The sequence below is a fragment of the Amycolatopsis sp. NPDC049253 genome (assembly GCF_040678995.1).
GTDB lineage: Bacteria > Actinomycetota > Actinomycetes > Mycobacteriales > Pseudonocardiaceae > Amycolatopsis.
Genome location: NZ_JBFAQX010000028.1, coordinates 76,267 through 97,417 on the forward strand (window position 1 = coordinate 76,267; position 21,151 = coordinate 97,417).

Genomic DNA, 21,151 nt, shown 5'->3' on the forward strand with positions numbered 1-21,151 from the left:
ACTTCTTCATCGCAGAAGACTGGTGAACCATGACCATTGCTGTTCAGTTCTCCCCACCGCCGAGACCGTCCCCGCCACGGCGCCGCCTCGGCTTCGTGTTCGCGGCTCTCGCACTCGCCACGACCGGCTGCTCCGCTTCAGCCGCTTCGGACGACTCCGCCTACACCTTGGGCCTCATCACCAGCCAGACCGGCACCGGCAGTCAGCTCGGCGTCGGCGAGCTGCAAGGTGCGCAGCTGGCGGTGGACCAGATCAACGCCCGCGGCGGCGTCAACGGCAAGCCCCTGCGGCTGCGCACCGCCGACGACCAGAGCAATCCCGCGCAAGCCGTGCTGCAGACGCGCAAAATGCTCGGCAGCGTCGACGCGCTCGTCGGGCCGTCGTTGTCCGGTCCGTGCCAGGCCGTGATCCCGCTGGCGTCCAGCGCGCAGCTGATCGACTACTGCCTTTCCCCCGGGGTGAAGCCGAAACCGGGCTCGTACCAGTGGTCGGCCAGCGCGCCGACCGACACGCTCGCCGAGCGGCTGCTGGCGTACTGGAAGAGCCAGGGCATCACCCGCGTCGGGCTCATCTACACCACCGACGCGAGCGGCCTCGACGGCGCGCACGCGATCCAGTCGGCCGCCGCGCACACGGGTGTTTCCGTGGTGGGACAGGCCAGCTACAGCCCCACCGCCGTGTCGGTGACGTCGCAGCTGCAGGCCACCACCTCGGGCACGCCGCAGGCGCTGGTGGTGTGGAGCAGCGGCGCGGCCGCGGGTGTCGCGTTCAAGGGCATCGACCAGATGGGGCTCAAGCTCCCGGTCGCGACCACCGACGGCAACCTCACGTACGCGTTCCTGCGCCGCATCGCCGACTACACGCCGGACACGCTGCTCATCCCGGCGACGCGCGACTTCTGGTGGCAGCAGCAGAACACCAGCACCCAGGTGCAGCAACTGGAACGCGGCTACCACGACGAGTTCCGCGCCCGCTACGGCGCCGACCCCGACTTCGGCCCCGGCGTCGCCTACGACGGGGTGCTGCTCGTCGCGCAGGCACTGGAGAAGGCGCACGGCAACGTCGCCGGAGCCCGTGACGCACTGGAGAGCCTGCGCGGGGTCTCGGGTGTCGTCGGCACCTATTCGTTCGCCCGGGACAACCACCGCGGGATCGGCGCCGACGACGTCGGCATCGTGCGCGCGACCGGTGGCCGGCTGACCTTCGTGGGGAGATGACGGCCATGTCCGGACTGATCCAGGTCCTCATCGGCGGCCTCGCCGACGGGGGCGTGTACGCGCTGATCGCGCTGGGCGTCTCGCTCGTCTACTCGATCAGCCGCATCATCAACCTCGCCCAGGGCGGGTTCGTGGTGCTCGCGGCGCTGCTGGCCGTGTCGATCCAGCAGTGGCTGGGGGTGCCGCCGCTGGTCACCGTGGTGATCGTGGTGCCGCTCTTCGCGGTGCTCATGGCGGTGGTGGAACGGCTGGTGATGGCGCCGGCCGCGGCCCGCGCGACGCCGGACCGGATGCTGCTGGTCACCGTCGGCCTGCTGCAGGCGATCGGCGGGCTGCTGCTGCTCGTGTGGGGCAACCTGCCGTACACGATGCAGCCCTTCAGCGGCGACACCGCGATCACGATCGGCGGCGTCCGCATCGTCTCGCAGTACCTGTGGATCATCGGCGCGCTCGTGGTGACGGTGGCCGCGCTGTGGTTCCTGGTGCAGCGCACGAGCCTCGGGCTGACGATGCGCGCGACGGCGAGCAACCCGGAAGCCGCCGCGCTGCAAGGGATCAACGTCGGGCGCATCCGGCTGATCGCGTTCAGCCTCGCCGGCGCGATGGCGGCGTTGGCCGGCACCACGGTCATCCCCGCGACGTTCCTGCAGTTCTCCACGGTGACCCCGTACGCGGTCGCCGGGTTCATCGCGGCGGTCGCGGGTGGCCTCGGCAGCACGGCCGGTGCCGTGGTCGGCGGCCTCGTGCTCGGTCTGCTGCAAGGACTTTTCAGCCGCTACACCAGCGGTGATCTCGCGCAGGTGATTGCGATGGCCGTGCTCATCGTGCTCCTGCTCGTGCGACCGACCGGGCTGCTGGGCAAGACGAGCGAGGTGCGCCGATGACCACGCAGGAACAGACCACCCCGCTCACGAGGACACCTCAGCCTCGCTCGCAACGGTCACCGCGACGGCTGATCGTCGCGACCGTCGCGGTGGTCGTCGCCCTCGTGCTGCCGTTGCTGGTCCCGGGCTGGCTGGGCCTGCTCGTGATCGCCGGGATCTTCTTCCTGATCGTGCTCGGGCTCAACCTGCTCATGGGTTACGCGGGCCAGGTCTCGTTGGGACAGACGCTGTTCATGGCGATCGGCGGCTACGGCGCGGGCCTGCTCACGCTGCGCTGGCACTGGCCGACGCTGGTGGCGATGATCGTGATGGCCGTGGTCTCCGCTGCGGTCGCGGCCGGACTGGGCACCGTGTTCCTGCGGCTGCGCGGCTACTACCTCGCGCTCGCGACGCTGGGGCTGGCCGTGATCACGGAGTCGCTCGCGTCCGGGCTCACCGGGTTCACCGGCGGGCCTTCGGGCCTCGTCGGCGTGCCGAGCCTGCGCCTGGGCACGTTCGACGTCTTCAGCGACCAGGCCAACTACTACCTGCTGCTCGTGGTGTGCGGGCTCGGCGCGTGGTTCGTCGGCAACCTGCAGCGTTCCCAGACCGGGCGGGCGCTCTCGGCCATCGCCGCCGACCCGGCGGCCGCGACGATGCTCGGCATCAACGCGGCTCGCTACAAGACCAGCGCGTTCGTGGTCTCCGCCGTCTATGCCTCGCTCGGCGGCAGCCTCTACGCGTTCTACCTGCGGTTCATCTCGCCGGAAGTGGTCGGCGTGACGGTGGCGCTGAGCATCGTGATCATGCTCGCGCTCGGCGGCGCGCGCACGATCGTCGGGCCGCTGCTGGGCGCGCTCGTGATCCAGGGGCTGCCGGAGGTGGGACAGAGCTTCGCGTCCTGGTCGCCGTTCGTGGCCGGGGTCGTGCTCATCCTCGTGATCACCTACCTGCCGCGCGGGATCTGGGGCGCGGTCAAGAAAGCGGTGCAGCGATGACCACCGAGACCCCGCTGCTGGCCGTGCACGGCCTGACCCGCCGCTTCGGCGGCGTGACCGCGGTCGACGACGTGAGCTTCACCGTCGCCCCGGGCACTGTGCGTGCGATCATCGGCCCCAACGGCGCCGGCAAGACCACGCTGCTCGACCTCATGACCGGGTTCACCGCGCCCGACGCCGGCCGTGTCGAGTTCGCCGGGCGCGACATCACCGGCGTCCGCCCGCACCGGCTGCCCACGCTCGGCCTCGCGCGCACCTTCCAGTCCGCGCGGCTGGTCGGCACGCTGACCGTGCGCGAGAACGTGATGCTCGGCGGCTACCGCTTCACCCGTGCGCGCTTCCTCTCCGACGGCCTGCGCCTGCCGCGCACCCGCCGCGAGGAGCGCGCGCTCGGCCGCCGCGCCGACGAGCTGCTGGAGTTCCTGGAGCTCGGCGCGTTCGCCGACAGCCTCGCGGGCGAGCTGCCCGCCGGCGCCCAGCGGCTGGTCGAGGTCGCCCGCGGACTCGCGGGCGGACCGACGTTGCTGCTGCTCGACGAACCGGCGGCCGGGCTCGACGACACGGAGACCGGCGAGCTCGCGGCCGCGCTGCGGGCCGTGTGCGCGGGCGGCATCTCGCTGGTGGTGATCGAGCACAACATCGAGCTGGTCATGACCGTGAGCGACCACGTCACCGTCCTCGACGCCGGGCGCGTGATCGCCGACGACGTGCCCCAGCGCGTGCAGGCCGACCCGGCCGTGATCGAGGCCTACCTGGGAGTGAAGCCATGAACCTCACCGTCCGCGGCCTCGACGCCCGCTACGGTTCCACCCGCGTGCTGCACGACGTCTCGTGCGAAGTCCCCGACGGCACGATGGTCGCGATGATCGGCGCCAACGGCGCGGGCAAGACCACGCTGCTCAAGTGCCTCGCCGGGCTGCACCGGCCGGCCGCGGGGGAGGTCACGCTGGGCGGCGAACCGGTCGCCGGGCTCGCCGCGCACGAGGTGGCCCGCCGCGGCGTGTGCCTGGTCCCGGCCGGGCGGCAGCTGTTCGGCGACCTCACCGTGGCCGAGAATCTGCAGGTCGGGCTCCACGGCACCGGGGTGCGCGGCCCGGCGGTGACCGAACGGCTGGAGCGGGTCTACGGCCTGTTCCCGATCCTGCGTGAGTTCGCCACCCGCCAGTCCGGGCTGCTCTCCGGCGGCCAGCAGCAGATGCTGGCCATCGCGCGGGCGCTCGTGCGGGAGCCGAAGGTGCTGCTGCTCGACGAACCGTCACTGGGTATCGCGCCCTTGCTGGTCACCGAGATCCTCGGGGTGCTGCAGCAGCTCGCGCGTGACGGCGTGACGATCCTGCTCGCCGAGCAGAACGCCGCCGCCGCGCTCGGCATCGCCGACCACGGCGTGGTGATGGAGAACGGCACCATCACCCGCACCGACACCGCGGCGGCCCTGCTCGCCGACGACGACGTGAGCCGCCACTACCTCGGCACCGCCCGGGACGCCGTCGCCGTGGGCCACGCCCGCGCGCTGCCCGCCGGGCTGCGCGAACCGCTGTAGCCTGCGGAAGAGTGTCCACAGAAGATGTCCAACGAGGAGTTCGGGTGAAGATCGTGCTCGTCCACGGCGGGTGGCAAGGCGGCTGGGCGTGGGATGGCGTGGCCGAACAGCTGCGTGCCGCAGGCCACGACGTGTTCGCCCCGACCCTGCGCGGCCACGAGGACGGCGCCGTCGACCGGTCCGGCGTGACGCTGACCACCATGGTCGACGACCTGATCGATCGGATCGAGCGGCACGGGTTCGACCGGTTCGTCCTGGTCGGCCACAGTGGTGGCGGACCGGTGATCCAGCTCATAGCGGAACAGCGACCCGAACGCGTCGAGCGCACCGTGTTCGTGGACGCCTGGGTGCTGGCCGACGGCGAGTGCATCAACGACCTCCTGCCGGACGAGGTCGTCGGTGAGACCACCGCGCTGGCCGGGCAGAGCACCGACAACTCCATCACCCTGCCGCCCGAAATGTTCCTGGGGGCGTTCATGCAGGATGCCGACGAGGAGCTGGCTGCGCGCGTCCTCGCGCGGCTCGTGCCGACCCCGCTGGGCTGGCTCACCGAGCCGGTCCGGCTGTCCCGGTTCTTCACCTCGGGTGTGCCCAGCAGCTACGTTTTCCTGCAGCAGGACCAGGCCGCGCCGAAGGCGATCTACGAGCGGTCCGCCGGCCGGCTGACCGACCCGCGGATCGTCGAGTGCCCCGGCAGCCACGAGGCCATGCTCACGCACCCGGCAGAGCTCGCGAAGGCGTTGCTGGAGGCCACCGCGTGAGGCACCGCACCGGTTTCCTGGCGCCGCTGTACTACGACGAGCTGAGGCCGGACCACGGCCCGGCGCGCAGTATCGTCCTCGTGCACGGCGGCAGCGTGACCGGTGCGTGCTATCTGTCCACTCCGGACGGTCGCCCCGGCTGTGCCCACGCCTTTGCCGAACACCGCTAGCGGGTGCTGGTGCCGGACTGGCCCGGCATCGGGCGCAGCACGTCGCTGCCGCCGGACGAGGTCACGGGCGAGGTCGTCTGCGCGGCGCTGGGCGCGCTGCTCGAGGCGCAGGACGAGCCGGTGGCTCTGGTCGTGCACTCGATGTCGGGGCCGTTCGGGTTCCGCCTGCCGGCCACGCTCGGAGACCGGATCGCCGCGCTGGTCGCGCTCTCGCCCGGCCTGCCCGGCGACATCCAGCCGGAGCCCGCCGTGCTGGACGAGACCGACGACGAGGTCGAGATCCAGGGCCTGGCCCTGCGGTGGCGGCTGCCGAAGCGCGGCCTGTGGTAGCCGAACGACGCCTCCGCGTGCAACTGCCCAACGGCGTGATCGACCCGGAGCGGGCGGCACAGCTCTGGGACCGTTACCTCGCCGAATGGCAGGTGGCGGACCGGGCCGGCCTGAACGTGATGATCAACGAGCACCACCAGCCCGCGACCTGCCTCGACCCGGCGGCCCCGGTGATCGCCGGCGTGCTCGCGCGCACCACCGAGCACGCCCGCATCCTGATCCTCGGCAATCCCATCGCCAACCGCAAGGACCGGTGCGCGTGGCCGAGGAGATGGCGCTGGTCGACGTGCTCAGCCGCGGCCGGCTCGAGGTCGGCTTCGCGCGCGGGGTGCCGTTGGGAGGGCCGGTTCTTCCAGCAGTGGCACGTGAACATCTGGCCGCGCGCCTACCAGCAGCCGCACCCGCCCGTGTGGGTCACGGCGATGACCGCGCCCAGCGCCGCCCGGATCGCGGACAACGGGCACGTGGTCGCGTCGTTCCTCACCGGCTTCGACGGCACGCGGAAGGTCTTCGACGCCTACCGCGACAAGTGCGCGCAGCTGGGCCGGCCGGTCCCCGGTGACGACCGCTTCGCCTACGCCGCCCTGGTCTACACCGGACAGACGGACGAGGAAGGCCTGGCCGGCGCGGAAAAGCTGATGTGGTAGGTGAAGGCCAACAAGGTGCCGTTCCACCACGTGCAGCCGCCGGGGTACACGCCGTACTTCGTGCGCGCCGCGGGCCTGGCCGGCGAACGCTCGGCCTACGACTTCAACTCCATGACGCTGCCGGACATGATCGACGGCGGCATCGTCTTCGCCGGGAGCGCCGACACCGTGCGCGGGCAGATCGAGCGGTTCTACGAGCGCGTCGGCGGGTTCGGTCACCTGCTGCTCATGGGCCAGGCCGGGTTCCTGGAGCACGAGGAGACCGTGCGCGGGATCGAGACGTTCGCCAGTGACGTCAAGCCGAAGCTCGCCGGGCTGTCGACGGCGGACGCGGGGGCGAGCCGTGGCTAGCGGGGTCGTCGGCGCGGACGAGCTGCGCCGGACCTGCGCGGCGTGGCCGACCGGCGTCGCCGTGGTGACGAGCGCGCGGCCGGACGGCACGCCGGTCGGTCTCGCGGTGAACTCGTTCACCTCGCTGTCGCTCGACCCGCCGCTGGTGGTGCTGTTCTGCGCCGCGCGGTCGTCCACGACGTGGCCGCACATCCGCACGGCCGGCCGGTTCCTGGTGCAGATGCTGGCCGCCGACCAGCACGCGGTCGCCAAGGTGTTCGCGCGTTCGGGCGGGGACAAGTTCGGCGGCCTGGCCTGGCACCGGCGCAACGGGCTGCCCCAGCTCGACGGGATCGCGGCCGTGCTGGAGTGCTCGACGGACGGCGTGTACGCCGGCGGCGACCACGAGATCGCCGTCGGCCGCGTCGAAGCCGTCGAGACGTTCGACCGGCGGCCGCTGGTGTTCCACGAAGGCGACCTGCACGCCCTGCCCCTCGCCCGGGCGAGCTGAGTCGAGGAGACGGTGTGAACTCGATCAGGTTCTGCGTCCTTCCGGTGTCCGACGTGGACACTTCGAGGGCCTTCTACGCCGCGCTCGGCTGCGTCGAGCGCGGGGTCGACGGCGACCGGTGGGCCGGGGTGTCCTCGGACCACGTCGCGCTTTCGCTGTGCGGCCCGACGGATCCGAAACGTCCGGCACAGCCCGCTTTCGCTGTGCTGGTCGACGATCTCCCGGCCGCGTTGGCGCAAGCGCTCGCGGCCGGTGGACGGGCGTTGCCGGACCCCGACGGTCACGTCCGGCTGACCGATCCGGACGGGAACCACGTGATGCTGATCGAACGGGGCACACCTTCGGGCTGAAGGTGCTCGCGCCGAAGAACAGTCCGGCCGGTGTCCGCTGTGGCTCGACCAGGCCGGAACCCCCTTATCCGACAAGGAGAACCACGATGTCGTCCGTCCTCATCACCGGTGCGTCGAAAGGCATCGGCCGCGCCATCGCGATCGAGCTGGCCGGGCGCGGGCACCGCGTGATCGCCACCGCCCGCCGCCCCGAGACGCTCGCCGACCTGCCCGTCGACCAGCGCCTGCGCCTCGACGTGACCGATCAGGAAAGCGTCGACGCGGCCATCCGCGAGGCCGGCGAGATCGACGTCGTGGTCAGCAACGCCGGGGAAAGCGTCCGCGCACCGCTGGAAAGCGTGCCGCTCGACGAGGTCGCGCGGCTGTTCGAGCTCAACACGCTGGGCGCGCTTCGCGTGGTGCAAGGAGTGCTGCCGGCCATGCGCGAGCGGGGCTCGGGCCGGCTGGTGTTCGTGTCCAGCATCCAGGGCCGGATGGTGCTGCCGATGATCGGGCCGTACGGCGCGACCAAGTGGGCGCTGGAGGCGCTCGCCGAGACGCTCGCCATCGAGACCGGCCACTTCGGCATCCGGGTGAGCCTGGTGCAGCCCGGCGCGGTCTCCTCCGGCGGCGGCGAACGCGCCAAGGTGCACCTGAAGGACGACGACCCCTATTCGCCGCTGTACCGGGAACTGCCGGTCTTGCGCGGCGAGATCGTGACGCCGGAGGCGGTGGCCGCGACGGTCGCCGACACGATCGAGCAGCCCGAACCGCCGCTGCGCGTCCCCGCCGGTGCGCCCGCGAAGCAGGTGCTGGAGGCGCGCAAGGTGGCGCCGGAGGACAAGCCGGTCCTGGCGACGCCCATCAACTGGTAGTCAGCCGGCCGGCGTGGTCCGCGCCGCCGAGATCGGTTCGAGCAGCCGCCGCGGGGTGTTGAGCGCGGCGGACACCGGGTCGACCTCGGCGCCGGTCGGCCGGAAGCCGGGGCCGGGTTCGATGCGGGTGTCGCCGACCGCGACGAGCTCGCCGCACTTCTCGCACCGGCCCTCGTGGTCGAGCAGCGCGCCGTCCGCGTCGTGGCGCAGCGCGCGCTTCACCCCGGCCGGCGAGTAGAAGTCGTCACCCCAGTTGATGAGCGAGCGGACGATCGGCCACAGCGCCACGCCCTTGTCGGTGAGGACGTACTCGACGGTGCCCGCGCTGTCGTCGCGCGTGAGCACGCCTTCGCGGACGAGGAGCTTCAGCCGGGCCGTCAGCACGGCGCGGGGGATGCCGAGCTGGGTGGCGAAGTCCCCGAAGCGGCGCACGCCGTAGAACGCGTCCCGCACGATGAGCAAGGTCCACCGCTCGCCGACGATCTCCAGGGCTCGCGCCAGGGAGCAGTTGCGTTCCGAGTAGGTGCTGGGAAGGGACATACCCGCAGTCTACTCCGCTGGTTCGCTCACTGAACCGGAGTTGTGCTACAGTCGGCTGCAGTTCATTGACTGAACTGCGTTTGCCTCTGTTGTGCAACCTCTGTCGAATCCCCGGGAGAACCAGCGATGTACCAGTTCCTCGTTTCCTTCACCGTGCAGCCGGACCACCGCGACGACTTCGTGCGCGTGGCCCGCAGGACCGGCGTCGACTCCCTGGCCAACGAGCCCGGCTCGATCCGGTTCGAGGTCATCGCGGACGAGGAGAACCCGGACGTCTTCTACCTCAACGAGGTCTACGCCGACGTCGACGCCTTCAACACCCACGCCCAAGGCCCGTACTTCGGCGCGTTCTTCGCCGAGGCGAGCACCTACGCCGAGGGCCCCGTGTGGCTCATGAAGGGCAACCTGGTCGACGACAAGGCCGCCGTCTGAGCCTGCTCTCAAGACCGGCGGAAGGGGTGGATCGGTGAACGAGGGTCAGCGCGCCGGGTTGCTCGACCTGGTGCTCGAAACCCACGGCGGCCGCGAGCGGTGGAGCACAGCCCGGACGGTCCGGGCGCACCTGCACATGGTCGGGCCCACGTGGACGGGCCTGGGCCAGGAGAAGACGTTCGCCGGCGTCGACCTGACCGTCGACGTGCACCGGCAGCGCACGGTGTTCACCGACTTCACCGGCCGCGGGCTGCGCGGGGTGTACACGCCGCAGCGCGTCACGATCGAAGACGCCGGCGGCGTCGTGCTCCAAGAACGCCGCACGCCCCGCGAGTCCTTCCCGCCGCGAGTCCGCGGCACGCGGTGGGACGCGCTGCACGCGTTGTACTTCGCGGGGTACGGCATGTGGAACTACCTCACCAACCCGTAGCTGCTGACCCTGCCCGGCGTGCTGACCGAGGAGCTCGAGCCGTGGCACGCCGGCGGCCGCGACTGGCGGCGGCTGCGCGTCACGTTCCTTCGTACCTGCACACGCACAGCACGCAGCAGACGTTCTACTACGACGAACGCGGTCTGCAGCGCCGCGTCGACTACGCGCCCTACGTGCTGGGCAACTTCCCCGCGACGCACCACACGGAGGCACACCGGCCGGTTTCGGGCCTGCTCTTCCCGACGCACCGCTACGTGCTCCCCGTCGTGGACGGCAAGCCCGCGTCCCGGCCGACCATCGTCGTCGACTTCAGCGACCTCGCCGTCGAATTCGCCGGCGAAGCACAGTCCTTCGAGGGAGGGCGAGAGTGAACACCCAGCCGTACGCGGAGAAGAAGTTCGCCGAGATCAACGGGATCCGCATGGCGTACCTCGACGAGGGCGAGGGCTCGGCCATCGTGTTCCAGCACGGCAACCCGACCTCGTCCTACCTGTGGCGCAACGTGATGCCGCACCTGGACGGCCTGGGCAGGCTGATCGCCTGCGACCTCGTCGGCATGGGCGACTCCGGCCGGCTGGAGCCCTCGGGCCCGGACCGCTACTCCTACTTCGAACAGCGCGAGTACCTGTTCGCGCTGTGGGAGCACCTCGATCTCGGTGACGAGGTCGTGTTCGTGGTGCACGACTGGGGCTCGGCGCTCGGCTTCGACTGGGCGTTCCAGCACCAGGACCGCGTCGCCGGGATCGCGTACATGGAGTCGATCGTGGCCCCGATGACGTGGGCCGACCGGCGGGAGTCGTTCCGCGGCACGTTCGAGGGGTTCCGCTCCCCCCGAGGGGAAGAAATGATCCTCGACGGCAACGCGTTCGTCGAGCAGGTGCTGCCGGGCGGGGTCCTGCGCGATCTGAGCGACGAGGAGATGGCGGTCTACCGCGCGCCCTACCTCACGCCGGGGGAGAGCCGCCGGCCCACGTTGAGCTGGCCGCGCCAGCTGCCCATCGAGGGTGAGCCGGCCGACGTGGTGGCGATCGTCGAGGAGTACGGCAAGTGGCTGGCGACCTCGGACGTGCCCAAGTTGTTCGTCAACGCCGAACCCGGCGCGATCCTGGGCTCCCGCCAGCGGGAGTTCTGCCGGGCCTGGCCCAACCAGACCGAGCTCACGGTGCCCGGCATCCACTTCGTGCAAGAGGACAGCCCGGACCTGATCGGCTCCGCGGTCGCGCAGTTCGTCCGCGGTCTGTCCCGATGAGCTCCGGCATTTCGAAAGGTGTTGCAGTGTCCCACGACGACAGGCTGTTCCTGGTCACCGGCGCGACCGGCAAGACCGGGGGCGGCGCGCTCAAACTGCTGCTCGAAGGCGGCCATCGCGTCCGGGCGATGGTGCACAGCGAGGACGGCCGCTCCCGCGCGCTGGCCGAAGCCGGTGCGGAGGTGGCCGTGGCCGACCTGCACGACCTCGACGCCATGACGAGCGCGTTGCAGGGCGTCACCGGCGCGTACTTCTGCCACCCGATCCTGCCGGGCCTCGTGGAGGCCACCGTGATCTTCGCCCAGGCCGCGACCGAGGCCGGGGTGCGCTCGGTGGTGAACATGTCGCAGATCTCCGCCCGCCGCGAGGCCGGCAGCGACGCCGCGCGCCAGCACTGGCTGTGCGAGCGGCTGCTCGACCGGACCGACCTGCTCACCACGCACATCCGGCCGACGTTCTTCGCCGAGTGGCTGAAGCTGTGGTGGGAGAAACGCGACGGCGAGGGGTACCTGCGCCTGCCGTTCGGCGAGGGACGGCACGCGCCGATCGCCTCGGCCGACCAGTCACGCGTGATCGCCGCGCTGCTCCTGCAGCCCGAGCCGCACAACCGCGCGGCGTACTCGTTGCACGGTCCGGTCGAGATGAACCACCACGAGATCGCCAAGGCCATGGCGGCCGAGCTCGGCCACCCCGTGCACTACGAGCCGATCAGCGTCGAGGAATTCTCCGCGTCGGGACTGGCGAAGGGCGCGGACGCGCACCTCGTGCAGCACCTGTCGAACGTCGCGATCGACTACCGCAACGGCGTGTTCTCCGGCACGAACGACGTCGTCGAGAAGATCGGCGGACGCCCGCCGCTGTCGGTGGCGGAGTTCGTCCGCGAGAACCGCGCCGACCTCGCGACCAGCGGGCCGCGTTTCGTCCCCGCTCCGTGACGCGGGCGGTCCGGGCGAGCGAGGAGAGTCCGTTGTCCTCCGTGGTGGGTCCGGTGAGCGCGGCAAGTCAGTCCACTCGCGACAGTCGGGGAACGCTACGCCCGCCGCGCCCGTTTGGCATCGCGGGAGATCTGTGCCTCGGTGTCTTCGACGGTGACGTCGTGGCCGGCCGCGCAGCGCACGGCGGCGAGGAGCGGTTCACCGCAGCCGGCGTGCACCAGTTCGACGCCGCCGGTCGGGCCCTCCAGAGTGGCGCCCCAGTTCATCATCGCGACCACCACGGGGAACAGCGAACGTCCCCGCTCGGTCAGCACGTACTCGTGGCGGGTGCGCGACCCGGGCTCGCGGTAGGGCTGCTGGCGCAGCAGGCCGTCGTCGACGAGCTGTTTGAGGCGCTTGGCCGCGACCGCGTCGCTCAGGCCCGTGCGCCGGGTCAGCTCGTCGAAGCGCCGGCCGCCGTAGAACGCCTCGCGCAGCAGGATCATCGCCGATCGGGTGCCGATGAGCTCCAGCGCCCGCTCGATCTTGCACCAGCCTTCGGCAGTCCACGCGTCGCGGTCGACGAACCGGCCGATGCGCGTCACCACGGGACGGTCCGCCTCGGGCTCCTGTGTGTGTGCCATGACAGTCACTGTACCTGTCTAGCTTTGACCATAGTCAGGCTGCTAGCGTGCTGGCTATGTCTTTGGAAAGCCAGCCGGTGTCCATGACCAGGCCGGAGACCGCGAGACCCGCGGCCGGAGTTCCCGCGCAGGGCCGGTGGTGGGCTCTGGCGGTGGTCTGCCTCGGCGTGATGATGGCGTTCGTCAACGTCTCCTCGATGATCTCCGCGCTGCCGGCCATCCAGTCCGACCTGCACACGTCGTCGGCCCAGCTGGTGTGGGTCAGCAGCGCGTACACACTCGCCGTGGTGAGCCTGGTGCTCACGGCGGGCACGCTGGGGGACCTGGTCGGCCGCCGCGCCGTGTTCCTCGCCGGGGTGGTCGTCTTCGCCGCGAGCAGCGCGCTGGCGTTCTCCTCCGGCAGCGCGGGCTTGCTGATCACGGCCCAGGCGCTCATGGGTGTCGGCGGCGCCGCGATCCTGCCCGCCAGCCTGTCGATCGTCAGCCACTCCTTCACCGATCCGCGCGAACGCACGAGCGCGATCAGCGTGTGGGCGAGCTGTTCCGGGCTGGGTCTCGCGATCGGCCCGCCGGTGGCGGGAATCCTGCTCGACCACTCGAGCTGGCACGCGGTGTTCCTGACCAACGTCGTACTCGGTGTCGTCGCGATCGCGCTGACGCCCGTGCTGGTCCCGGAGAGCAAGCACCCGACGCGGCGGCTCGACCCGGCCGGGGTGGGGCTGGGCACGATCGTCGTCGCGTCGGCGACCTACGCGATCATCGAGGGCGGGTCCATCGGCTACGCGGCCGCGCAGATCATCGCGGTGTACGTGGTTTTCGCGGTGTCGCTCGTGGCTTTCGTCCGCGTCGAGCTGCGCCACTACGACCCGATGCTGGACCTGCGGCTGTTCAGGAGCCCGTCGTTCGCGGCGGTCATGGGAGTCGCGACCACCACGATGTTCGGCTTCGTCGGGATCTCGCTGGTGAGCGTGCTGTACCTCGAACGCGTGCAGCGCCTGGGCGCGCTGGCCACCGGCGTGCGGATGCTGGTCATGTTCGGGACCTACATCGTGGTCAGCGCCGTGGCGGCCCGGCTCGTGCGGCGCATCGGCTTCGTCACCATGCTCACCGGCGGGCTGGTGCTCATGGGAGCCGGCGCGCTGCTCCTGCTGATGGCGGGGCCGGCGCAGGGGTTCGGGCAGGTGTGGCCCGGCCTGCTGGTCGTCGGTGTCGGTTCCGGGCTGCTGGTGGCGCCCTCGACCGCGGCCGCGGTGAACAGCGTGCCCGCGCAGCAGGCGGGCATGGCCAGCGCCGCGGTGAACATGTTCCGGCAGCTGGGCAGCGTGCTCGGCCCGAGCGTGCTGGGCACGATCGTCACGACCGAGTTCCCCCGGAACCTGTCCGACCGCCTGCTCGACGCCCGGGTGCCCGCCGGGGTGACCCGCCAGATCGTGGACGGCGCGAGCCACGGCGGCAGCACCGCCGGAGTTCCGGCCGGCCTGAAGACCACGGTGACGAACTCCGTGGCTTCCGCGTTCACCGGCGCCGTCCACCTGGGACTGCTCGTCGGCGGCATCGTCCTCGTGGCCATGGCGATTCCGACCGTGGCCTTCGTGCGGCACGCGGCCGCCCGCCGCCGCCCGGAAGGAGCACCGGCGTGACCGGTTCGTTCGCCGTCCTGGACTACCCCGCCTGGCATTCGCTGCGGGGACCGCACCGGCGGTTCGCGGTTCCGGGACAGCCGGACGGTTCTCGTGCTTTCCGGTATCGGCCGGACATCGCGCCGTTCGCCGCGGTCGAGGATCCCGACGACCCGCAATCCTGGAACGCGCTCGCCGCGTTGACGGGACCGGGTGACTCGATGGCCGTCCAGCTTTCTCCGTCCAGTGCGCACGGGGTCCGCCGTGCCACCGCGCCGACCGGATGGACCGTTGTCACCGAATTGCTGCTCACCCAGATGATTTCGACGATCGAGGAAACTCCCGGAGTGGGTGACCCGGTCGTCGAACTGACCAGTGCCGACGTCGACGAAATGCTCGCTCTTGCCAAGCTCACGAAGCCCGGCCCGTTCGCACGGGCCACCGTCGACCTCGGCGGCTACCTCGGGATCAGACGCGGCGGCCGGCTCGTCGCGATGGCCGGCCGCCGGTTCGGCCCGCCGGGCTGGGGTGAGGTGAGCGCTGTCTGCACGCACCCCGGCCACCGGGGCCAGGGACTTTCCCGCCGGCTGGTGTCCGCGGTGACGGCCGGGATCCGCCGCGACGGCAACCGGCCGTTCCTGCACGTGATGCACGAGAACAAGGTCGCCGCGCGGATCTACGAGTCGATGGGTTTCGTCCGCCGCGCCGATCTTCTGCTCACCGTGGTCCGTCCGCCGGAGTCCTGAAAGCGTCCACAGAAAAGCGCGATTGATCCTCCGAAACCGTCCTGGTGAAATGGCCAGGGCGGCCTTCGTGCTGCCTGGTTCCGGTAATTTCGCCGGCCGGAAAATACTTGATCTTTTTTCCCGGCCAATAGGACACGGCGGCCTGAAGATCACATTGGGGGATGGCAAAAAATTTCCATCCCGTAGTAGGTTGCGTTTATCAACCCACTTCCCGGCCGGGATCCCGGCCGACCACGCGCTTTCGGGGAGGAAAGTCATGACCACCACCTATCCACGCGACGCCCGGGGCCAGTACGAGCGGCGGACGGCGCAGCTGTGCGAAAACGATTCACAGGTTCGTGACGCGATTCCCCGGGCCGACGTCCACGAGGCGGCGTTCCGGCCGGGTCTTTCGCTGGCGGAAACCGTGGCCGCCGTCATGGCGGGCTACGCCGACCGGCCCGCGCTGGGCGAGCGCGCGCGGGAGACCTTCACCGATCCGGCCACGGGCCGGACCGAGGTCCGGTTGCTGCCGCGCTTCGAGACGATCAGCTACCGCGACCTCTGGGCCCGCGCGACCGCCGTCGCGAGCGAATGGCACCACGATCCGCACACGCCGCTGCGCCGGGGTGATTTCGTCGCCACCCTGGGTTTCGTGAGCTCCGACTACGTCGCGGTCGAGCTCGCCTGCATCCGGCTCGGCGCCGTCTCCGTGCCCCTGCAGGCGGGGGCCACCGCGGGCAACCTCAAGCCCATCGTCGAGGAGACCGGCGCCAAGGTGCTCGTCGCGAGCTCGGAGTACCTCGCCACGGCGGTCGACCTCGTCCTCGCAAGCCCGTCGGTGCTCCGGCTCGTGGTCTTCGACTACACCGCCGAGCTCGACGGTCACCGCGAGAGCGTCGAAGCGGCGCGAGCACGTCTTTCCGACGCCGGCAGCGACGTCGTGCTCGACGTTCTGCCCGCGGTCGTCGAACGCGGCTCCGCACTCCCGGCCGCGCCGCTCGCCTCCGCCGACCCAGAAGACCCCGCGGACGCCGATCCGCTGGCGATGCTCATCTACACCTCGGGCAGCACCGGCACGCCCAAGGGTGCCATGTACACCGAGCGCGTCTCCCGCGAGCTGTGGCGCGATTTCATGCCCGGCCGCGACAATCCCGCGATCGTGCTCGACTTCCTGCCGATGAGCCACGTCGTCGGCCAGAACGTGACGGCCAGCACGCTGGGGTGCGGCGGCACCGTTTACCTGGTGGGCAAGAGCGACCTGTCCACCCTGCTGGAGGACTACTCGCTGGTGCGCCCGACCGAGCTGCTCGTCGTGCCGCGGATCTGCGAGATGCTGTTCCAGCACTACCGCAGTGACCTCGACGGCCGCGTGGCCGCCGGCGGTTTCCGCGAGGGTCTCGACGAAGAGGTGAAGACCGAGCTGCGCGAGAAGACGCTCGGCGGCCGGATCCTCTGGGCCGGCTTCGGGTCCGCCCCGCTTTCGGCCGAGCTGACCACGTTCATGGAGTCCCTGCTGCACGTCCCGATGCACGACGGCTACGGCGCCACCGAAACCGGCGGTGTCGTCATGTTCGACGGCAGGATGTGGTCGCACCGCGTGTCCGGCTACCGGCTGCTCGACGTGCCGGAGCTCGGCTACTTCTCCACCGACCTGCCGCACCCGCGCGGTGAGCTGGTGGTCAAGGGCGGCACGCTGGTCGCCGGGTACTACCGCCGGCCGGACACCACGGCCGAGGTGTTCGACGCCGAGGGCTACTACCACACCGGCGACATCATGGCGGAGCACAGCTCGGGCGAGCTGGTGTACCTCGACCGGCGCAAGACCGTGCTCAAGCTGTCGCAGGGCGAGTTCGTCGCGGTGTCCAAACTGGAGGCCGTGTTCGCGGCGGCGCCGCTGGTCGAGCAGATCTACGTCTACGGCAGCAGCGAGCGCTCCCACCTGCTCGCGGTGATCGTGCCGACACGCGCGGCGCTCGCCGAGGGCGACCCCGCGGCCTTGAAGCGCCGGTTGAGCGATTCGCTGCAGCAGGCGGCGAAGGAGGCCGAGCTCAACTCGTACGAGATCCCGCGCGACTTCCTGGTCGAGACCGAGCCGTTCAGCACCGTCAACGGTCTGCTCACCGGGATCAAGAAGCTCCAGCGCCCGGCGTTGAAGAAGCACTACGGCGAACGCCTGGAAGTGCTGTACGCCGAGATCGCCGACCGCGAAGGCAGCGAGCTGCGGGAGCTGCGCCGGCTCGGGCGCGACCGGCCGGTGGCGGACACGGTGGCGCGGGCGGCGGAGGCGCTGCTCGGCGCGTCGGCGGCCGAGCTGGGCCCGGAGGCCCGCTTCGCCGACCTCGGTGGCGATTCCCTTTCGGCGCTGTCGTTCTCGAACCTGCTGCGCGACATCTTCGGCGTCGACGTCCCGGTCGACGTGGTGATCAGCCCGGCCAACGACCTGCGCGCGATCGCCCGGCACATCGAGCAAGCCCGGCAGCCGGGCGTGCAGCGGCCGACGTTCGCCACCGTGCACGGTGCCGAGAGCACCGTCGTCCACGCCGCCGAGCTCACGCTCGACAAGTTCATCGACGCCGAAACCCTGGCCTCGGCGAAGAACCTGCCCCGTCCCACGGGCACCGTGCGCACGGTTCTGCTGACGGGAGCCAACGGGTACCTCGGCCGCTTCCTCTGCCTCGAATGGCTGGAGCGCCTGGCCGAGACCGGCGGGAAACTCGTCTGCCTCGTGCGCGGGCGCACCGCCGAAGCGGCCTACGCGCGGCTCGAGGAAGCGTTGGACACGGGCGATCTGGCTCTGCTGCAGCACTTCCGCGCGCTGGCCGCCGACCACCTGGAGGTGCTGGCCGGCGACATCGGCTCGGCCGACCTCGGTCTCGAGGAACCGGCGTGGCAGGCGCTCGCCGACACCGTCGACCTCATCGTGCACCCGGCCGCGCTGGTCAACCACGTGCTGCCCTACGACCAGCTCTTCGGCCCCAACGTGGTGGGCACCGCGGAGCTGATCCGGCTCGCGATCACCACGCGGATCAAGCCGATCACCTACCTCTCCACCTTCGCCGTGGCCGCGCAGGCCGCTTCGGGTGACGAAGTGTCGGACATCCGCGAGACGAGTCCGTCGAGGACACTCGACGACAGCTACGCCAACGGCTACGGCACCAGCAAGTGGGCGGGAGAGGTGCTGCTGCGCGAAGCGAGCGACGCGGTGGACCTGCCGGTGACCACGTTCCGTTCGGACCTGATCCTGGCGCACAGCCGCTACGCCGGGCAACTGAACGTGCCCGACATGTTCACGCGCCTGGTGCTGAGCCTGATCATCACGGGCATCGCGCCGCGATCGTTCTACAGTGGACCGGGGCCGGCGCACTTCGACGGGCTGCCCGTGGACTTCACCGCCGAGGCGATCGCGGCGCTCGGCCTGGAGACCGAGGGCTACCGGACCTACAACGTGCTCAACTCGCACGAGGACGGCATCTCGCTCGACACCTGTGTGGACTGGCTCGTTGCCGCCGGCTACCGGATCAGCCGCGTCGAGGACTACCACACGTGGTTCGAGCGGTTCGAGACGGCGATCCGTGCGTTGCCGGAGAAGCAGAAGCAGTACTCGCTCCTGCCGTTGCTGCACGCGTATGCGGAGCCGGAGGAACCCGTTGCGGGGGCGGTCATTCCGGCGGACCGCTTCCGCGCGGCCGTCCGGAAGGCCCGCGTGGGTGCGGACGCGGACATCCCGCACGTGACGGCCGAGCTCATCGAAAAGTACGCCTCGGACCTCGCCGGCCTCGGCCTGATCTGACCTTCCGATGCCCCGCTGGCTTTGCTTTTAATTAGTCAGATTCTGACGGGAGAAATCCGTGAAAACCAAGTACACCGTGGAAAACTACGAGTACATCAGCGACAAGACCTACGAGGAAGTGGTGGCGGAGCTCGACGCCGTGCTCGGCGACGTCGAACGCGGCAGGTTCAACGACATCCTCGCCGCGGCGGAGACCGTCGAGGAGTGGCAGGCGGAGATCACCAAGCAGCTCGGCCCGAGCGGGATGCTGCGCTTCTTCGAGGTGGACCACGGCCGCTGGATGGGCTTCTACGGGCACCGGGTGAAAGCCAAGAAGTACGTCTACGGCAACCCGCTCATCGCCGAGACCATGATGCGCTACGACACGCGTTTCGGCCTGGAGGCGCCGAACCAGATCATGGTCTACGAAGACGCCGACGGCCGCGCCCGCGTGACCTACGACCTGCCGTCGTCGATCTTCAACTTCATCGGTAACGAAGAGCTGACCCGCACCGCCTACGGCCTGGACGCCAAAGTGGCCGAGTTCGTCGAGAAGCTCACCGGCACCACCGCCTGAAGCCGTGGTGAAGGATGCCGGCGCGCGAGAGTGCGTGCCGGCATCCTGTGCCCGGGGTGTTACTCGTTCGGGTCCCAGCCGACGAGCAGGTCGAACTGACGCCGGTCGCCCTCGAGTTTCAGGGAGTCCAGGGGATGGCGGTTGTAGCAGGTCAGGACCAGCTCGTGTGCGGTGCCCCGGACGGCGGCGTCGGCGGGCACCCCGTCGGGCCGGGACAGCCGTACTCCGCCGGCCGAGAGCGAGAGGCGCCAGGAGCGCCCCTCGGTGGCGTGGAAATCGATGACGGCGGGCTCATGGGGCCAGGCGCTCGTCGACGTGCAACAGGTGGACAGGAACTCTTCCGCACCGTCGAGCGCGACGTCGTCCGGCAGCGGCTGCGGGGCGCCGACGGTGAGCTGAGCGTCGTAGGTGTGCACCGAGATCTCGTGGAGCTGGTGGCGGGCGACGGCACCACACGTCCGCGGCGACTGCGACGTACCCCACCACGTCCAGCACGCGCGATCCGGACCGGCCTCGCGCAGTGCGGCCAGCAGCTGCTCCGTCGATGCGGCGAGCCAGGCCACCAGGGCCGCGCGTTCGCGAGACCCGGGCAAGGCGCCCTCGGCCGCGGACTTGGCTGTGGCCTCCGGCCCGGCGGCGATCGTGGCCGCCCAGGCGCGGCGCCCCTCACCGAGGTGCCGCACGAGGTCGAACAGTGTCCACTCGGGGCAGGTCGGCACTTGCGCGTCGAGGCTCGGCACGGAGGCGATCACCGCGCGGAACGCGGCCGAGCGTTCGTCGATCAGCCGCAGCAGGTCGGGAAACCCCGGGGTGTTGTGCACGCAGGCTGTCTACCACGGTGCCGCGGTGGCGGGACAGCGGTTTCCCGACCCCCGGGTCAGAGGTAGCTGTCGTAGTCCGGCTGCCCGGCCCAGAAGTAGTCGGGGCCGAGCTCCTGGCCGAGCCGTGCCTTGATGTGCGAGTAGATCGCCACGGCCGAGGACCAGGGGCGTGAGCACGCGAGGACCTCGGCCAGCCCGTCCTCGTCGAAGCGCATCACGGACGCGATCGAGACGGGCTTGCCCTGGATGTCGCCGGTGAAGTAGCCGATGCGGTGGTTGCCGCGGTCCAGGCTGAGCTCGCTCCAGGCCCGCGCGCCGTAGACGGAGCTCGCGTGGCCGAGGACGCGGCTCGCCAGCGGTTCGGGGGCGACGCTCTTGCGCAGGATCGGGCTGTGGAAGCTGAGCGCAGGGCTGTACTTGTGGTTCGGTTTGGCCGAGTACTCACCGGGGTCCGGCGGGAGCCACGGCACGGTCCACGCCTCGGCTGGCAGGTCGTCGAACACCGCCTTCGCGCGGTTTCGCAGCGTGGTGAAGGGCTGGGTGCTGTTGAAGAAGCTCTTGACCGTGGTCAGGCGCCCGGTTTCGTCGGTGGTGGCCAGGAGGATCTGCCGGATGGGCTCGCCCTCGACCGCGCCGGCGCGCATCAGGCCCTCGGCGCGTTCGCCGGTGAACCGCTCGGTGATCTCGGCGTTCTCGACGCCGGCCGTTTCCGCGGCGAGCAGGGCCGCGGCCTGCTCGCCCGACAGTCCCGGCCAGTCGGTGACCGCGCTGTCGAACACCGCGCCGGGCGCGGCCGCGGACAGCACCGCCGCCGCCGTGAGACCCGATTCGACCAGGCTCGCGAGCGAGGGCGGCAC

At 70.6% G+C, this 21,151-nt stretch carries 26 protein-coding genes; 22 read left to right on the top strand and 4 right to left on the bottom strand.

The window, feature by feature from the left end; translation table 11 throughout:
- Positions 1-29: 29 nt before the first annotated feature.
- The 13 genes from AB0K15_RS38620 (at position 30) to AB0K15_RS38680 (ending at position 8,571) form a co-directional block, all read left to right on the top strand.
- The gene (locus tag AB0K15_RS38620; protein WP_364062511.1) at positions 30-1,217 is read left to right on the top strand and encodes an ABC transporter substrate-binding protein; all 1,188 of its coding nucleotides are present in this window, start codon (positions 30-32) and stop codon (positions 1,215-1,217) included.
- Between the two features lie 5 nt (positions 1,218-1,222).
- Positions 1,223-2,101, top strand: coding sequence for a branched-chain amino acid ABC transporter permease (locus tag AB0K15_RS38625; protein ID WP_364062514.1), 879 nt, complete (start codon positions 1,223-1,225; stop codon positions 2,099-2,101).
- Positions 2,098-3,078, top strand: a complete 981-nt coding sequence (locus AB0K15_RS38630; RefSeq protein WP_364062517.1) for a branched-chain amino acid ABC transporter permease — start codon at positions 2,098-2,100, stop codon at positions 3,076-3,078. The genes AB0K15_RS38625 and AB0K15_RS38630 overlap by 4 nt, the downstream gene beginning before the upstream one ends.
- On the top strand, positions 3,075-3,848 hold the full coding sequence (locus tag AB0K15_RS38635; protein WP_364062520.1) for an ABC transporter ATP-binding protein: 774 nt from the start codon (positions 3,075-3,077) through the stop codon (positions 3,846-3,848). The genes AB0K15_RS38630 and AB0K15_RS38635 overlap by 4 nt, the downstream gene beginning before the upstream one ends.
- The gene (locus AB0K15_RS38640; RefSeq protein ID WP_364062523.1) at positions 3,845-4,618 is read left to right on the top strand and encodes an ABC transporter ATP-binding protein; all 774 of its coding nucleotides are present in this window, start codon (positions 3,845-3,847) and stop codon (positions 4,616-4,618) included. The genes AB0K15_RS38635 and AB0K15_RS38640 overlap by 4 nt, the downstream gene beginning before the upstream one ends.
- Before the next feature lie 44 nt (positions 4,619-4,662).
- Complete coding sequence (locus AB0K15_RS38645) at positions 4,663-5,379, top strand: alpha/beta hydrolase (protein WP_364062526.1); 717 nt, start codon at positions 4,663-4,665, stop codon at positions 5,377-5,379.
- Positions 5,376-5,549: a hypothetical protein gene (locus AB0K15_RS38650; protein ID WP_364062529.1), complete on the top strand. Its 174-nt coding sequence runs from the start codon at positions 5,376-5,378 to the stop codon at positions 5,547-5,549. The genes AB0K15_RS38645 and AB0K15_RS38650 overlap by 4 nt, the downstream gene beginning before the upstream one ends.
- Positions 5,550-5,558: 9 nt before the next feature.
- The gene (locus AB0K15_RS38655; RefSeq protein WP_364062532.1) at positions 5,559-5,879 is read left to right on the top strand and encodes an alpha/beta fold hydrolase; all 321 of its coding nucleotides are present in this window, start codon (positions 5,559-5,561) and stop codon (positions 5,877-5,879) included.
- A gap of 17 nt (positions 5,880-5,896) precedes the next feature.
- On the top strand, positions 5,897-6,526 hold the full coding sequence (locus AB0K15_RS38660; protein WP_364062535.1) for an LLM class flavin-dependent oxidoreductase: 630 nt from the start codon (positions 5,897-5,899) through the stop codon (positions 6,524-6,526).
- Positions 6,527-6,877 (top strand): hypothetical protein, encoded by a 351-nt coding sequence (locus AB0K15_RS38665; RefSeq protein WP_364062538.1) that lies wholly within the window; start codon positions 6,527-6,529, stop codon positions 6,875-6,877.
- Positions 6,870-7,367 carry a flavin reductase family protein gene (locus AB0K15_RS38670; RefSeq protein WP_364062541.1) on the top strand — a complete coding sequence of 166 codons (498 nt, stop codon included), beginning with the start codon at positions 6,870-6,872 and terminating at the stop codon, positions 7,365-7,367. Before AB0K15_RS38665 ends, AB0K15_RS38670 begins: the two co-directional genes overlap by 8 nt.
- 14 nt (positions 7,368-7,381) lie before the next feature.
- The gene (locus AB0K15_RS38675) at positions 7,382-7,717 is read left to right on the top strand and encodes a VOC family protein (RefSeq protein WP_364062544.1); all 336 of its coding nucleotides are present in this window, start codon (positions 7,382-7,384) and stop codon (positions 7,715-7,717) included.
- An 86-nt stretch (positions 7,718-7,803) separates the two neighbouring features.
- Positions 7,804-8,571, top strand: a complete 768-nt coding sequence (locus AB0K15_RS38680) for an SDR family oxidoreductase (protein WP_364062547.1) — start codon at positions 7,804-7,806, stop codon at positions 8,569-8,571.
- On the opposite strand, the gene AB0K15_RS38685 is transcribed toward AB0K15_RS38680, so the two are convergent.
- A complete protein-coding gene (locus AB0K15_RS38685; protein WP_364062550.1) occupies positions 8,572-9,111 on the bottom strand; it encodes a helix-turn-helix domain-containing protein in 540 nt (179 codons plus the stop codon).
- Between the two features lie 126 nt (positions 9,112-9,237).
- Here AB0K15_RS38685 and AB0K15_RS38690 point away from each other — a divergent pair, with 126 nt between their 5' ends.
- Genes AB0K15_RS38690 through AB0K15_RS38710 form a run of 5 tightly spaced genes read left to right on the top strand, consistent with a single transcriptional unit; the run spans position 9,238 to position 12,157 of the window.
- Positions 9,238-9,543, top strand: coding sequence for a putative quinol monooxygenase (locus AB0K15_RS38690; protein WP_364062553.1), 306 nt, complete (start codon positions 9,238-9,240; stop codon positions 9,541-9,543).
- A 34-nt stretch (positions 9,544-9,577) separates the two neighbouring features.
- Positions 9,578-9,973, top strand: coding sequence for a hypothetical protein (locus AB0K15_RS38695; protein ID WP_364062556.1), 396 nt, complete (start codon positions 9,578-9,580; stop codon positions 9,971-9,973).
- 41 nt (positions 9,974-10,014) lie between these two features.
- Entirely contained in the window at positions 10,015-10,344 is a 330-nt protein-coding gene (locus AB0K15_RS38700) for a hypothetical protein (RefSeq protein WP_364062559.1), read from the top strand.
- Positions 10,341-11,222: a haloalkane dehalogenase gene (locus AB0K15_RS38705; RefSeq protein ID WP_364062562.1), complete on the top strand. Its 882-nt coding sequence runs from the start codon at positions 10,341-10,343 to the stop codon at positions 11,220-11,222. Before AB0K15_RS38700 ends, AB0K15_RS38705 begins: the two co-directional genes overlap by 4 nt.
- 26 nt (positions 11,223-11,248) lie before the next feature.
- The gene (locus AB0K15_RS38710; protein ID WP_364062565.1) at positions 11,249-12,157 is read left to right on the top strand and encodes an NmrA family NAD(P)-binding protein; all 909 of its coding nucleotides are present in this window, start codon (positions 11,249-11,251) and stop codon (positions 12,155-12,157) included.
- Between the two features lie 95 nt (positions 12,158-12,252).
- On the opposite strand, the gene AB0K15_RS38715 is transcribed toward AB0K15_RS38710, so the two are convergent.
- Complete coding sequence (locus tag AB0K15_RS38715) at positions 12,253-12,780, bottom strand: helix-turn-helix domain-containing protein (RefSeq protein ID WP_364062568.1); 528 nt, start codon at positions 12,778-12,780, stop codon at positions 12,253-12,255.
- Positions 12,781-12,836: 56 nt separating this feature from the next.
- Between AB0K15_RS38715 and AB0K15_RS38720 the strand changes: the two genes are divergently transcribed.
- The 4 genes from AB0K15_RS38720 (at position 12,837) to AB0K15_RS38735 (ending at position 19,473) form a co-directional block, all read left to right on the top strand.
- Complete coding sequence (locus AB0K15_RS38720; protein ID WP_364062571.1) at positions 12,837-14,420, top strand: MFS transporter; 1,584 nt, start codon at positions 12,837-12,839, stop codon at positions 14,418-14,420.
- Entirely contained in the window at positions 14,417-15,145 is a 729-nt protein-coding gene (locus tag AB0K15_RS38725; protein WP_364062574.1) for a GNAT family N-acetyltransferase, read from the top strand. The genes AB0K15_RS38720 and AB0K15_RS38725 overlap by 4 nt, the downstream gene beginning before the upstream one ends.
- Positions 15,146-15,401: 256 nt before the next feature.
- A complete protein-coding gene (car, locus tag AB0K15_RS38730) occupies positions 15,402-18,917 on the top strand; it encodes a carboxylic acid reductase (protein WP_364062577.1) in 3,516 nt (1,171 codons plus the stop codon).
- Between the two features lie 58 nt (positions 18,918-18,975).
- A complete protein-coding gene (locus AB0K15_RS38735) occupies positions 18,976-19,473 on the top strand; it encodes a DUF302 domain-containing protein (protein ID WP_364062580.1) in 498 nt (165 codons plus the stop codon).
- 59 nt (positions 19,474-19,532) lie between these two features.
- Here the strand turns inward: AB0K15_RS38735 and AB0K15_RS38740 are convergent, their stop codons facing one another.
- Together AB0K15_RS38740 and AB0K15_RS38745 are read right to left on the bottom strand one after the other, a co-directional pair.
- Positions 19,533-20,294, bottom strand: a complete 762-nt coding sequence (locus AB0K15_RS38740) for a maleylpyruvate isomerase family mycothiol-dependent enzyme (protein WP_364062583.1) — start codon at positions 20,292-20,294, stop codon at positions 19,533-19,535.
- Positions 20,295-20,350: 56 nt separating this feature from the next.
- A complete protein-coding gene (locus AB0K15_RS38745) occupies positions 20,351-21,151 on the bottom strand; it encodes a hypothetical protein (RefSeq protein WP_364062586.1) in 801 nt (266 codons plus the stop codon).